General features: G+C 61.4%; 10 protein-coding genes. 8 read left to right on the top strand and 2 right to left on the bottom strand.

Annotated elements, in window-relative coordinates; all coding sequences use genetic code 11:
* Positions 1-257 precede the first annotated feature (257 nt).
* A complete protein-coding gene (locus tag LCW13_RS08965; RefSeq protein WP_215824541.1) occupies positions 258-1,241 on the bottom strand; it encodes a TAXI family TRAP transporter solute-binding subunit in 984 nt (327 codons plus the stop codon).
* 535 nt (positions 1,242-1,776) lie between these two features.
* Positions 1,777-3,165, bottom strand: coding sequence for a glutathione-disulfide reductase (gene gorA / locus LCW13_RS08960; protein ID WP_043334248.1), 1,389 nt, complete (start codon positions 3,163-3,165; stop codon positions 1,777-1,779).
* A 397-nt stretch (positions 3,166-3,562) separates the two neighbouring features.
* On the opposite strand from gorA, the gene can reads away from it, so the two are divergent.
* The 8 genes from can (at position 3,563) to pepQ (ending at position 14,086) form a co-directional block, all read left to right on the top strand.
* Positions 3,563-4,216, top strand: a complete 654-nt coding sequence (gene can, locus LCW13_RS08955) for a carbonate dehydratase (protein ID WP_225346673.1) — start codon at positions 3,563-3,565, stop codon at positions 4,214-4,216.
* 1,017 nt (positions 4,217-5,233) lie between these two features.
* Complete coding sequence (locus LCW13_RS08950; protein ID WP_225346672.1) at positions 5,234-6,829, top strand: ABC transporter substrate-binding protein; 1,596 nt, start codon at positions 5,234-5,236, stop codon at positions 6,827-6,829.
* A 323-nt stretch (positions 6,830-7,152) separates the two neighbouring features.
* The gene (locus tag LCW13_RS08945) at positions 7,153-8,199 is read left to right on the top strand and encodes an ABC transporter permease (RefSeq protein WP_054556671.1); all 1,047 of its coding nucleotides are present in this window, start codon (positions 7,153-7,155) and stop codon (positions 8,197-8,199) included.
* Complete coding sequence (locus LCW13_RS08940) at positions 8,196-9,179, top strand: ABC transporter permease (RefSeq protein WP_052384673.1); 984 nt, start codon at positions 8,196-8,198, stop codon at positions 9,177-9,179. The genes LCW13_RS08945 and LCW13_RS08940 overlap by 4 nt, the downstream gene beginning before the upstream one ends.
* A 20-nt stretch (positions 9,180-9,199) precedes the next feature.
* Positions 9,200-10,252, top strand: a complete 1,053-nt coding sequence (locus LCW13_RS08935; RefSeq protein ID WP_082388765.1) for an ABC transporter ATP-binding protein — start codon at positions 9,200-9,202, stop codon at positions 10,250-10,252.
* A 50-nt stretch (positions 10,253-10,302) separates the two neighbouring features.
* Positions 10,303-11,328 carry an ABC transporter ATP-binding protein gene (locus LCW13_RS08930; RefSeq protein WP_213113848.1) on the top strand — a complete coding sequence of 342 codons (1,026 nt, stop codon included), beginning with the start codon at positions 10,303-10,305 and terminating at the stop codon, positions 11,326-11,328.
* A 351-nt stretch (positions 11,329-11,679) separates the two neighbouring features.
* A complete protein-coding gene (locus tag LCW13_RS08925) occupies positions 11,680-12,591 on the top strand; it encodes a LysR family transcriptional regulator (protein ID WP_225346671.1) in 912 nt (303 codons plus the stop codon).
* A 130-nt stretch (positions 12,592-12,721) separates the two neighbouring features.
* Complete coding sequence (gene pepQ / locus LCW13_RS08920; RefSeq protein ID WP_225346670.1) at positions 12,722-14,086, top strand: Xaa-Pro dipeptidase; 1,365 nt, start codon at positions 12,722-12,724, stop codon at positions 14,084-14,086.
* Positions 14,087-14,323 lie beyond the last annotated feature (237 nt).

Raw genomic sequence — 14,323 nt, 5'->3', positions numbered from 1 at the left:
CCACTCGCAGGCAAGTCTTGATTGCGCAATGACGGCGGGTGTCTCTGCTGCGCTTTCCCTGCTTGGCGTTTTCCTGGTTGGCCCTTTCCTGCGCGGCCTTTTCCTGCTCGACTTAAGTGGCCGCCCGGGAATGCAGACTTTCCACAAGCACGGAGACCGCAACGAGTGCGGTCTCCGGGAATTCCCTGTGCTCGGATCCCTGAGCGCAGGATGAGCGTTCATGCACGGCGCCTCGCAGGCGAGGCGCGCAGGGCATATCACTCGCTCAGCAGGCCAGCTTCCTTGTAGTACTGCTTGGCGCCATCGTGCAGCGGCGCCGTCAGGGAAGCATTGACCATCTCTTCCTTCTTCAGCACCTGGAACGCCGGGTGCAGGCGCTGGAACTGATCGAAGTTGTCGAACACGGCCTTGACCACTTCGTAGGCGACGCGGTCTTCGACTTCGGCACTGGAGACGATGGTTGCGCGGACACCGAAGGTGGTCACGTCGTCATCGTTGCCGCGGTACATGCCACCCGGGATGGTCGCGACGGAGAAGTAAGGCTTCTCTTCGACCAGCTTGGTGACGGCATCGCCGGTGACATTGACGATGTTGGCGTCACAGGTGGTGGTCGCTTCCTTGATGGAACCGGACGGGTGACCCACGACGTAGACGTAACCGTCGATCTTGTTGTCACACAGTGCGGAAGACATCTCGGAGGCCTTGAGCTCGGAGGCCACGGAATACACGCTGGTGTCCTTGTCCTGCGAGGACAGCAGAGTGTCGATGGTCGAGCGCTGACCGGAACCCGGGTTGCCGATGTTCATGCGCTTGCCTTCCAGCTGGTCGAACTCGGTCACGCCGCTGTCCTTGCGGGCGACGACGGTGAACGGTTCCGGGTGCAGGGAGAACAGTGAACGCAGGTCCTTGTTCGGGCCGAAGTCTTCGAAATCGCCCTTGCCTTCATAGGCATTGTAATGCGCGTCAGACTGGGCAACGCCCATGTCCAGCTCGCCGGTACGGATGCTGTTCAGGTTGTAGCCGGAGCCGCCCGTGGACTCGACGCTGCAGCGAATGCCGTGTTCGGCCTTGCCACGGTTGACCAAGCGGCAGATTGCACCACCAGCCGGATAGTAAACGCCTGTTACACCGCCGGTGCCGATGGTTACGAAGGTCTGCTCGGCGGCGCTGGCGCCTCCGGAGATCCCCATCAGGCCAAGACCTGCGGTCGCGACCGCCGCTGTCAGCGACTTCTTGATCATGGTCATGTTGAAACTCCCTTTGCTGGCTTGTTATTGGTCTTGCCGTCGTGCACCTCGATACCGGCCAGACCCTTGCTTGTATCGCGTGTGAAACAGGCCGATTTTCAGGCTTATCCACTGCCACATGGCTGATATTTCAGTAATTTGAGGTGCATAACGCTGCACTGAGACTAGCATAGCTGAAGTGCGCGAGTACCAGCTTGTCATGCTTTATGCTACGAAAGGTGTAGGTGTTGGCAGTGAACTGCGCAGACAGCGACTTGTCCCCCGCCAGACGAGAATTGCCGCTTCCTCATTGCGTGCAACTTTCAGCGCGGATTCAGATAGTCGCTGCTGTTGACTGTGTAACCTGCACCGTTACTCAGTAACCATGACTCCCCTTTCGCAGTTGATTTACGCCTGGGAGCACGCAGAAGACGCATGCAAAAACGCCCCACGGCAAGGCCGTGGGGCGTTCTGTTTTCGACGTTCTGTTTCGACGTTCAGTCTTTTCGAAGCTCAGTCATTTCGACGAGCCGTCTTCGCGACTGGCTTGTCAGGTGCGTGTGACACTGCGCATGGTGACGAACTCTTCCGCTGCCGTCGGGTGAATGCCCACGGTCAGGTCGAAGTCGGCCTTGGTCAGGCCGGCACGCACGGCGATGCCGATGCCCTGCATGATCTCACCGGCTTCATCACCGACCATGTGCACGCCGACGACCTTGTCGCTGGCGTCATCGACGATCAGCTTCATCAGGCTGCGCTCATCGCTGCCGGACAGGGTGTGCTTGAGCGGACGGAAGTCAGCGGTGTAGACGCGGATGCTGTCGAACTTCTCGCGCGCCGCTTCCTCGCTGAGGCCGACGGTACCGATGTTCGGATGACAGAAGACCGCTGTCGCGATGCTGTCGTAGTCCAGACCACCCACGACGCCATCGCCGAAGTGCGCACGCACCAGGTGCATGGCTTCTTCAAGCGCCACCGGCGTCAGTTCCGGACCGCCGATGATGTCGCCCAGCGCGAGGATGGACGGGGTGGTGGTCTCGAAGCGCTCGTTGACGCGCACGGTGCCATCGACATTCAGCGCCACATCGACATTCTCCAGCCCCAGGCCTTCGATGTTCGGCTTGCGACCGGTGGCGGCGAGGATGCAATCCACTTCCAGCACCTGGCCATCGCTCAGGCGCACGCTGTAGACGTCGCCCTGCTTGTCGATGGACTCGACCGTGGTGTTGAAGTGCAGGTTGACGCCCTTCTTGGCCATCTCGTCACGCGTGAACTCACGCACTTCGTTGTCGAAGCCGCGCAGGAACAGGTCGCCGCGATAGCTCAGATGCGTCTCGGCACCCAGACCATTGAAGATGCTGGCGAACTCGACGGCGATATAGCCGCCACCGATGACGAAGAAGCGCTTCGGGAAGCTTTCCAGATCGAAGATGCGGTTGGAATCCAGCGCATGTTCACGACCCGGGAAGTCCGGCAGGAACGGCCAGCCACCGGTGGCGACCAGAATCTTGGCCGCGGTGTGGCGCTCGCCATTGACGACGACGGTGTTGGCATCGGCGATGCTGGCACGGCCTTCGATCAGCGTGGCGCCGGAATTGTTGAGTAGATTGCGATAGATGCCGTTCAGACGAGAGATCTCGGCGGTCTTGCGATCACGCAGGGTCGCCCAGTCAAAGCGCGGGGCGTCGCCCAGATCCCAACCGAAGCCGGCGCTGTCCTTGAAGGAGTCATGATAGTGGGCAGCGTAGGAGTAGAGCTTCTTGGGCACGCAACCGACATTGACACAGGTACCGCCGAGGTAGCGGTCTTCTGCCACGGCAACGCGGGCGCCGGTCGCGGCGGCGGTCCGGGCAGCGCGAACGCCGCCGGAGCCGGCACCAATGACGAACAGGTCGAAGTCAAACTGGCCTGTCGCAGGCTGATGGGTCTGATCGGTCACGGGAATCTCCTTGATGAATTGGCCACATGGTATCAGGACTCGCGCGGCCTCGGGAGTCCCGTGTCGCTGGGCACGGTTACCCGCGTATCGGCCTTCAGGTTGACCCTGTGGCCTCTGACACGGTAAATATGTCCTACAAGCATGTTAGACAAAAGTTACAACGTGCTGGCACAGGGGCTAGCACCGTCATTGGCGAAGCGATCTGCGGGCGCGTAACATTGTTGCTCGTAACACTGTCGCTCGTAGCATTAGCGCTCTGACGTCTTGCCTGACGCTGCCGTGAATGCCTGTCTGTTGGCCTGAGCCAAGAGGCTCTGCGCCCGAGAGGCACCACGGCCAACGCCCCTGTGCGACAACCGTCCCCTGCCCCCGTCATTTGAAAAGTGGTCTCCCTGCCATGAGCAATATCGAAAAGCTGCTTGAGCAAAACAAGGTCTGGGCTGAATCCATGACCGAGCGCGACCCTGAGTTCTTCAAGCGCCTCTCGGACCAGCAGAATCCTGACTTTCTGTGGATCGGCTGCTCGGATTCCCGCGTACCGGCCAACCAGATCATCGACCTGCCGCCCGGCGAAGTCTTCGTTCATCGTAATGTCGCCAACCTGATCCACTACAACGACATGAACGCGTTGTCGGTGATCCAGTACGCTGTCGATGTCCTGAAGGTCGAGCACATCATGATCGTCGGCCATTACGGTTGTGGTGGCGTGCGCGCCTCGATCACCGGCGGTGACAATGGCATGGTCGACTACTGGCTGCACACCCTGCGTGAGCTCTACAACCTGCACTATGACGAGCTCAAGCACCTGCCGCTGGATGAGCAGGTCGACCGCATGTGTGAACTCAATGTCCGCTCTCAGGTGCAGAACCTGGCCAGAACCAAGATCCTGCAGCGTGCCTGGGAGCGCGGTCAGAAGCTGGAAGTGCACGGCTGGGTCTACGGCCTGTCCGATGGTCGAGTGAACAACCTCGATTGCACCATCAGCAACCTGTCACAGGTGCCGCAGCTGTATCGTGTGGACCGCATCGAGCCTTTGCCGCAGCAGGACTGATCAGGCCGACCTGATCAAGCTGCCGGTGCTGCAGGATGCCGGTAGCAACATCAGCGCCCTCCAACGCGCCTCCCACTCGGGAGGCGCGTCGCGTTTCAGGCCTCCCGTGCGCGATCGCGCCGAACTGGGTCTGCTTTCTGCTCTTTATGACCCTCCCTTTTACTGTCCCTTTTTGCAATATCCTTGCTTGCCTCCTCGGCAACCCTTCGTCGGTTCTGATCACCTAGGGTTTGGCGTCTATTGAATGGAATCAAGCCTGGCAGTCACCAGCACTGGAAAGTCTTTCACGTGTTTTCAGCGCAGCGTTCGGGAATTTTACTGCGCAGTATCGACCTTGCAGGCCTTCGTGGAGGGCCTCTGAGGCGCAACTTTGGTCGCAGAGCGCCATGCGCACCAATCAAGTGCAGAGACTGCACGCATTGGAAAATCACCGCCTATCCTGTCGGCTTTTCTGCCGCTGATGGTGTCTGTTTATCGCCAGGTGGCGTGAAGTCGGATTGGCGGTATTCAGCGTACGCAATGTCTCTCAATCAGGCGCTGTCGGCTGGCGGAACTGATACACACAACCGCCACACCGCGTTCCAAAAACTTGCAAGGCCTCGATTATTGCATCTGTATCAGGTGATTGATTCTATTGGTATTTTCTTGTCATGAGGGCTTGCAGCGTGAGCGAGACAGTCCAGTGTCACGGTGGCTTGCCCAGCATATGGCAGTGCTGAATCGCTCCGTATTGCCCTGAGAGGAAGTGCGCGTAGCTCGCAGCGTTATTGAGGTGACTAATGGCGACGCCGTGTGACATCCGGGGCGTCGCTTCATCGATCTCGCGCCCTGCACCAGCCTGGATGACGTTGCGTGGTCAGGAAAAGGCTATTCACCACCTGCATCCGGCTACTCAACATTTCGATTGTCCCGCGACCAAGTGACTCTCTACTGTTAGAACGCATCCTGCGTGTCTGTCTCGACAGCCGCGCAGGATCGCCACAACAACAATCAAACTACACAAGCAAAGGGATGCTCATGACCCGTCAGAATGCCCTCCAGTCTTTCTTGCCCAAGAAGACCCTGTGTGCGCTGATCGGCAGCGCGACATTGGCCATGGCGGCTCCGGCAATGGCCGAAGACGTCACCCTGCGCATGGCCTACGACGCTGACCCCGTGACCCTCGATATCCACGAGCAGCTCTCCGGCGGCACCCTGCAGCTGTCGCACATGGTCTACGACCCGCTGATTCGCTGGAACAAGGACCTCGGCTTCGATGGCCGCCTGGCCAAGAGCTGGGAGCGTGTCGATGACAACACCATGCGCTTCCATCTGCGCGAAGGCGTCAAGTTCCACTCCGGCAATGACTTCTCCGCCAAGGATGTGGTCTGGACCATCGAGCGCCTCAAGAAGAGTTCCGACTTCAAGGCCATCTTCGCGCCGTTCACCGACGTCAAGGCAGTCGATGACTACACCGTGAACCTGGTGACCGACAAGCCATTCCCGCTGGTGCTGAATGCCGCCACCTACATCTTCCCGATGGACAGCGCGTTCTATTCCGGTGAGACCGAAGACGGCAAGGCCAAGGATGAGATCGCCAAGGCGGCCAACACCTTCGCCTCACGCAACGAGTCCGGCACCGGCCCCTACAAGGTCGCGGACCGTCAGCAGGGCGTGAAGATCAGTTTCGAGCGCTTCGAGGATTACTGGGATACCGAATCCCCGGGTAACGTCGATGACATCGTGCTGACACCGATCAAGGAAAACGCCACGCGTGTCGCGGCGCTGCTCTCCGGCGACATGGACTTCATCGCGCCGGTACCGCCGACCGATCTGGAGCGCATTCGCAAGCAGGACGGCGTGCATCTGGTCGAGATGGGCGGCACCCGCATCATCACCTTCCAGATGAACCAGGAGCGTGTCGAAGCCTTCAAGGACAAGCGTGTCCGTCAGGCCGTCAACTACGCCATCAATCAGGAAGGCATCGCCCAGAAGCTGATGAAAGGCTTCGCGACCCCCGCTGCCCAGATGTCACCGGATGGCTATCAGGGCCACAACCCCGAGCTGACCCCGCGCTATGACGTGGCCAAGGCCAAGGAGCTGATGAAGGAAGCCGGCTACGAGGATGGCTTCGAGATCAGCATGATGGCGCCCAACAACCGCTATGTGAACGACGCCAAGATCGCCCAGGCCGTGGCCTCGATGCTGGCCAGGATCAACATCACGGTGGATCTGAAGACCCTGCCCAAGGCCCAGTACTGGCCGGAATATGATGCGCGCGCGGCCGACATGATGATGATCGGTTGGCACTCGGACACCGAAGACAGTGCCAACTTCTTCGAATTCCTGACCTTCTGCCCGGATGCCGACAGCGGTGTCGGTCAGTACAACTCCGGCAACTACTGCAATCCGGACGTCGACAAGATGGTCACCGAGGCCAACCTGGAGACCGACACCGAGAAGCGCGCCAAGATGCTGCAGGCCGCCGAGAAAGCCGTCTACGACGATGCCGGTTTCGTGCCGCTGCACTGGCAGAACCTGGCCTGGGGGGCGCGTGATGGCGTCAACATCGAGCCGGTGCTGAACGTGATGAACTTCCCGTACCTGGGGGATCTGGTCATCGACCAGGAGTGATCCCGCCGCGTGAGTGAGGGACAGGCACTGAACCGCCTTGCATCGTTCAGCGCCATGTTCCTGGCCACGCACCCCTCGCGACAGGCAAGTCAGGCAACCGGAGATAGCCTAAGCGAACTCTCTGGTTGCCCTGCTGACCTGAACGCGACGACTTACCCCCGCCTGTCGTTTTCCTCGCCATCGCCTGTCGGTGATGGGTTGGGGAGCCTGTGCCCGATGGCAGGCCAGCGACAGGCGGGATACCTGACACCCAGCGTGATCGGCCAGCATGGATAGGGCCGACACGCGCGAGACCGTGATGTTCACGAGGAAGGTGGCGATCCATGATTGCCTTTCTGATCAAACGCCTGATGCACGCCGTACTGGTCATGTTCGTGATCAGCATCATCAGCTTCGCCATCCAGGACAACCTGGGCGACCCGCTGCGCGAGATGACCGGCCAGGCCGTGTCGGAAGCCCAGCGTGAAGTCATGCGCGATGAAATGGGCCTCAACGACCCCTTCATCACCCAATATCTGCGTTTTGCCGGCAATGCCCTGCAGGGCGATCTCGGCAACTCGTATTTCTACAAGCAGCCGGCGACCGAGGTGATTCTCAAGCACCTGCCCGCCACGCTGGAACTGGTGATGGCCTCGAGCCTGATCATCATCCTGCTCTCGGCGCCCATCGGGGTGTTCGCGGCGATTCGCCCGCGCAACTGGCTGTCACGCCTGTTCATGGGTACCTCGATCATCGGTATCTCGGTGCCGGTCTTCCTGACCGCCATCGTGTTGATCCAGCTGTTCGCGATCGGCGTGACGGTGGACTGGTTCCCCAGCGACACCACCTGGGGCAGTGTCCTGAACGGCATGCTGTCCACCGATGGCGGTATGCCCTCCTACGGACGTGGTGAGCTGGTACACGTCGCGGGCACCTGGTCGAGCGGCTTCTTCACCGCCGATGGCCTCTGGCACCTGGTGCTGCCGGCCATCTCGCTGGCCTCGATCATGCTGCCGCTGTTCATCCGCCTGATTCGTGCCGAGATGATGGAAGTGCTGCAGTCGGACTACATCAAGTTCGCGCGCGCCAAGGGCATCGGCCTCAAGCGTATCTACTTCCTGCACGCACTGAAGAACACCATGCTGCCGGTGATCACCGTCGGCGGCGTGCAGATCGGTACCATGGTCGCCTACACCATCCTGACCGAGACCGTCTTCCAGTGGCCGGGCATGGGGCTGATGTTCCTCGAGGCCATCACCCGCTCCGACATCCCGCTGATCGTGGCCTACCTGATGATGGTCGGCGTGATCTTCGTGATCACCAACACTCTCGTCGATCTGATCTACGGACTGGTCAACCCCACCGTCAAGCTTGCGGGGAAACCGGCATGAGCCAATCCAATACCCAATCGAGCAACGCGCCCGTCACCCCGAAGACCAGCTCCATCGTGGTCCCCGGCCGTTGGCAGCGTTTCCGCGAGTCCTATCTGGTCTACAGCTTCAAGCGCGACTGGATGGCTCAGGCCTGTCTGCTGGTGTTCATCGCCATGGTGCTCGGGGCCTTCCTCGCGCCGTGGATTGCCCCGGCTGACCCCTATGACCTGGCCAGCATCGACATCATGAACTCGGAGCTGCCGCCGGCGTGGATGGCGGGCGGCGATCCGGCCTTCCTGCTGGGCACCGATGCCCAGGGACGTGACCTGCTCTCCACCATTCTCTACGGCACGCGTGTGTCGCTGTTGATCGGCTTCGGCGCGGTCATCCTGCAGGCGCTGCTCGGTGTGACCTTCGGGCTGCTGGCGGGCTATCTGGGCGGGCGCATCGATGCCTTCCTGATGCGCATGGCTGATATCCAGTTGTCGTTCTCGACCCTGATGGTCGCCATCGTGGTGGGCGCCATCATCAAGGCGACCTTCGGTGGCGCCGCCTTCTCGGATTACGCGCTGATCCTGTTGATCCTGATCATCGGGCTGGCGGAATGGCCGCAGTATGCGCGTACCGTCCGCGCCTCGGTGCTGGCGGAGAAGAACAAGGAATACGTCGATGCCGCACGGGTGATGGGCTTCCGCTCCCGTCGCATCATGTTCCGTCACATCCTGCCCAACACTCTGTCGCCGATCTTCGTCATCTCCACGGTGCAGATCGCCAACGCGATCATCTCGGAGGCGGCGCTGTCCTTCCTCGGTCTCGGCATGCCGGAGACCCAGCCGTCGCTGGGGTCACTGATCAAATCCGGCTTCGACTATCTGCAGTCAGGCAGCTGGTGGATCACGCTGATCCCCGGTGGCGTGCTGATCGTGCTGGTCCTGGTCATCAACCTGCTGGGCGACTGGCTGCGTGATGTCATGAACCCGCGTCTCTACAAGGGCTGAAGCCGAGAGGAGTCAAGACAATGGCACTACTTGAAGTCAACAACCTCGACGTCCGCTTCGCCATGCGAGGCGGTGAGGTGCGCGCCCTGCGCGACGTCAGTTTCACCCTGGAACGCGGTGAGCGCCTGGGGATCGTCGGTGAATCAGGGGCCGGCAAGTCGGTCGCGGCCTTCACCATCCTGAATCTGATCGCCAAGCCCGGCTACATCGCCGGCGGCGAGATCAAGTTCGATGGCGAAGTGCTCAATACCCTCAAGCCCAAGGCGATGCAGTCGATTCGCGGCAACCGCATCTCGATGATCTTCCAGGACCCGATGATGACGCTCAATCCGGTGCTGACCATCGGCGAGCAGATGATCGAGTGCCTGAAGGCGCACCGCCGCATCTCGCGCAAGGATGCGCGCGCCATCGCCCTGCACAAGCTCAATCAGGTCTTCATTCCCTCACCGGAAAAACGCCTGGATCAGTACCCCCATGAGCTGTCCGGCGGCATGCGTCAGCGCATCATCATCGCCATCGCGCTGCTGCTGGACCCGGACATCATCGTCGCCGATGAGCCGACCACCGCGCTGGATGTGACCATCCAGGCCGAGATCATGGAGCTGTTGCTGCTGCTGTGCGAGAAGCACAACGTCGGGCTGATCCTGATCACCCACGACCTGGGCGTGGTCAGCCAGGTCACCCAGCGCACCCTGGTGATGTATGCCGGGCGCGTCATCGAGCAGGGGCCGACCCGCGAGATCATCAATGATGCTCAGCACCCCTACACCCAGGGGCTGATCAACGCCCTGCCCCAGATGGCCACTCCGGGTAGCCGTCTGAACCAGATTCGTGGCTCGATGCCGACCCTGACCAAGATTCCGGCCGGCTGCGCTTTCAACCCGCGCTGTGACTTCGCGGCGAACATCTGCCTCGAGAAGGTGCCGGCCTTTGCCCATTCCGGCAACTGCAAGGTGGCCTGTCATATGGTCGATGCCATGGTGGCCGGCGAGCGCTGGACCCCGATCATCACCGATGCCAACGGCAATGGCGCCACTCCCACTGACAGCCACCGCACGGAGGTGAACGCATGAGCGCGGCAATTCTGAAGGAAGCTCAGTCCTCCTCCCAGGCCTCCCCCCGTATGGATAGCGCCGAGCTTGGCGAAACCCTGGTGGAAATTCGTGATCTCGAGAAGCGCTTCTCGTTGTCCGGCGACTTTCTCGAGCAGCTGACCTTCGAGAAGGGACGCCTGCGTCGCAAGCAGGAATACGTGCACGCCATCAATGGCGTCACGCTGGACGTCAAACGCGGTGAGGCGCTGTGCGTGGTCGGGGAATCCGGCTGTGGCAAGTCGACGGTCGCGCGCACGGTGATGGGGCTTCTCAAGCCCAGTGGTGGCGAGGTCCGTTTTGACGGCACCCGCATCGACAATATGGCCCCGCGGGACCTGCTGCCCTACCGCCGTCGCATGCAGATGATCTTCCAGAATCCCTATGCGTCGCTGAATCCGCGCATGACCATCCAGCAGACGCTGGAGGAGCCGCTGCGCTTCCATCAGCCGACGCTCAAGGATGGCGAGGTGCGCGACAAGATCGAGGAGGTGATGCGCTCGGTGGGCATCGACCCGGACTGGGGCAAGCGCTTCGCCCACGAATTCTCCGGTGGCCAGCGTCAGCGTATCTCCATCGCCCGTGCGCTGGCGGTGGACCCGGAATTCATCGTCGCCGATGAGCCGATCTCGGCGCTGGACGTGTCGATCCAGGCGCAGGTACTCAACCTGATGATGGAGGCGCAAGAGCAACGCAACCTGACGTATCTGTTCATCACCCACGACCTGGCCGTGGTCGAGCACTTCGGCACCCGCGTCGCGGTCATGTACCTGGGCACGCTGTGCGAGCTGGCGGACACCCGTTCACTCTTCGCCCGCCCGCGTCACCCCTACACCCAGGCGTTGATGTCGGCGATCCCGCGGCTGCACGATGACAAACCCAACCACATTCGCCTCGAGGGCGAGGTGCCGACGCCGGTCAATCTGCCTTCGGGCTGTGTCTTCCATGGCCGTTGTCCGCATGCCAATCAGCGTTGCCGTACGGAGATTCCGCGCCTGATCGCCACGGACACTGGTCAGGTCGCCTGCCACGCCGTGGAAGAAGGCCGCATCGACTGATGTGATGGCAGTGACGAAAGTGATGACGGCGATGTGATGGGCGCCATCGATCATTGCGTTTCCGGCCTCTAGCAAGGAAAGACCGCGCAAGGTTGCCATTGTCATCGGCAACCTTGCGTCTTGCCCTCATTGACGATTGCATCTCGCGTTTTGTGTGGGCAAGATTTCGCACAACCGTCACTGACCAACAGGTCAATTGGCGCCATTGCCCACGATGCTTGAAGAAGATTCAGCGTGGCACCGGGCCCCGATGACGCATCCCCAAGATACTCTGGTGTGACACGTCCGAAGAGATGTGCGCCCGACCTCCTGACATGGCCTTCTCCCAGGCCGACGAGGCACTCCGATTACATGGAAATTCGCTGGCTCGAAGATTTCATCATTCTGGCTCAGACCCGACATTTCTCGCGGGCAGCCGATGCACAGAATGTCTCTCAGCCCACCTTTTCCCGCCGCATCAAGTTGCTGGAAGAGGAGATGGGCACCACCTTGATCAATCGTCAGACCCTGCCTCTGTCGCTCACTCCCGCCGGAGACGAGTTTCTCCAGCTGTGCGAGCAGATCACCGAGCGCGTGCGCATCACACGCGAACGCCTGCAGGACATGGCCCAGCAGCAAGCCAGCAAGATATCGCTGGGGGCACCGCAGTCTCTGGTGTCGCACTTCCTGCCTGATTGGCTCGATCAGCTTCAGCTGCGTGAACAGGTGCTGCCCTATCTGCGTGCCACCGGCTGGCTGGCGGCCGACTATTTCCACGGGCTGGATCGCGGCGAATGTGATCTGGCGCTGTGCTATTGGCCCCAGGCGCGTGTGGACCTGGGCTTTGAGCTGGACAGTTACCAATACCTGGTGGTCGGCGAAGAAACCTTCATTCCGCTGTGCGCGCCCGGCGCGGATGGCGAACCCCGTCATCAGTTGCCGGGCACGCGGCGCAATCCGCTGCCGTTCATCAGCCCGCACCCGCGCGCCGTCATCGCCACCTCGCTGATGGCGCATCTCGCTCAGGTCCCGATTCAGGCGCATCTGGTCACCATGAACGAGAATATCCAGGCGGCCAACATCAAGGCGCTGGTGTTGCAGGGCTATGGCATCGGCTGGCTGCCGCAGCGGCTGGCCGCAGAGGAAATCGCCAGTGGCAAGCTGGTACGTGCCGGTGACCCGCGCTGGGACCTGAGTCTGCATATCCGCCTGTATCGCCCGCGCGTGCCGCGCCACGACAGTGTCAGTGAACTCTGGCACCAGCTGGAAGCCCATTTCTCGTGAGCCATCCGGGCAGGAGGGTCGCAGGCACTGATTCTGTGGCACTCTCGCCCCCCCCTCATTCTCCATCACCTCACGCCATTGACGTTTACTCACCCAGGTCAGGCGTGCCGACCGTTTGCAAGGAAACATGATGTCTGACAGCCAGCTCAACGACCCGACACTCACCCACGCCGCGGCACACCGCGCGCATCTGGCGGCGCTGCAATCCGGCTACGAAGTTGCCATGCAGCAGCATGATCTGGACGCCATCGTGCTGCACAGTGGCAAACCGAAGCGGCATTTCGCCGATGATCAGGATGCCAGCTTCAAATCCCATGCCCATTTCCTGCACTGGGTGCCGATGGCGGGTCTCAGCGATAGCTGGCTGGTGATTCGCCCGGGCGAGCGCCCGACGCTCTACCTCTATGCCCCCGATGACTTCTGGCATCTGTCACCCAGCCTGCCGACGCCGGACACTGCGCCCTGGGCCGAGCAGTTAGAGATCGTCCATCTGCGCAAGCCGACACTGCCACAGCGTCCCGAGGGTCGCGTGGCGCTGCTGGGCGAGATCGCCGAGCTCCAGCCGCAGGTGGTCAGCGAACTTGAGGCACTGCCCAACCCGGTCGGCCTGGTGCGCCAGCTCGACGAGGGGCGCGTCTGCAAGAGCGAATTCGAGATCGCCTGTCTTGAAGAAGCCAGCCTGCGCGCCGCGCGTGGCCATCTAGCTGCCCGGCGCACCTTCATGGAAGGCGGCGCGGAGCTCGATATCCAGCTGGCCTATCTCGGCGCGTCTCGCCAACGGGAATCGGATGTGCCCTACGGCAACATCGTCGGTCTCAACGCGCATGCCGCGGTCCTGCATTACCAGCATTATGGCTTGCAGGCTCCTGCCGCTCGTCACAGCCTGCTGGTGGATGCCGGCGCCAGCGTGCACGGCTATGCCTCTGATATCACGCGCAGCTGGGCGGGCGATGATGCGCTGCCGCTCTTTCGCGCGCTGATCGAGGGCGTGGAGGCGCTGCAGAAGCGTCTGATCGCAAGGCTCGCGCCCGGGGTGGACTATGTCGACCTGCACCTCGAGATGCATCGCGAGCTGGGTGAGCTGCTGCGGGAACTGGGCGTGGTTTCCCTGCCCGCCGAGGATCAGGTCGCACAAGGCATCACCGCAGCCTTCTGCCCGCATGGCCTCGGGCATCTGCTGGGACTGCAGGTCCATGATGTGGCGGGTCGCATTCCTGATCACACCACCGGCGACATCCGTCATCCGCCGCAAGGTCACCCGATGCTGCGCCTGACACGTGTGCTCGAGACCGGCATGGCCATCACCATCGAACCGGGCTGCTACATCATCCCCATGCTGCTGGAGCCGCTGCGCAACGATGCACGCGGTGAGCATATCGACTGGAAGCTGGTCGAGGCGCTGGCTCCGCATGGCGGTGTGCGTATCGAGGACAATCTGGTCATCACCCCAGACGGTGCCCTCAATCTGACGCGCAGCCCGGCGACGGGGCTGTAATCAGGCCTGTCACACCACTGTCTGAGCCTCTCGCTGTGACGCTTGCCGTCACATGCCTGCCTCACGCCGCCATGGGCCCTGTGCCGATGGCGGCTTTTTGTCGTGTGGCTCAAGGCTGAGTATCCGAGCACCAGGCAAACAATGAGATCCAGGGCCGAGCTATCGCCATTGGCGTCGATGCGTATGCTGCACTGCGACTAGCGATTGGCGTCGCCAAGTGAAATGATGCCAACGATA

The organism is Cobetia amphilecti (assembly GCF_020217465.1).
GTDB classification, from domain to species: Bacteria; Pseudomonadota; Gammaproteobacteria; order Pseudomonadales; family Halomonadaceae; genus Cobetia; species Cobetia amphilecti.
The sequence above is the reverse complement of the archived record's forward strand: the minus strand, read 5'-3'. Positions and strand labels throughout refer to the sequence as shown.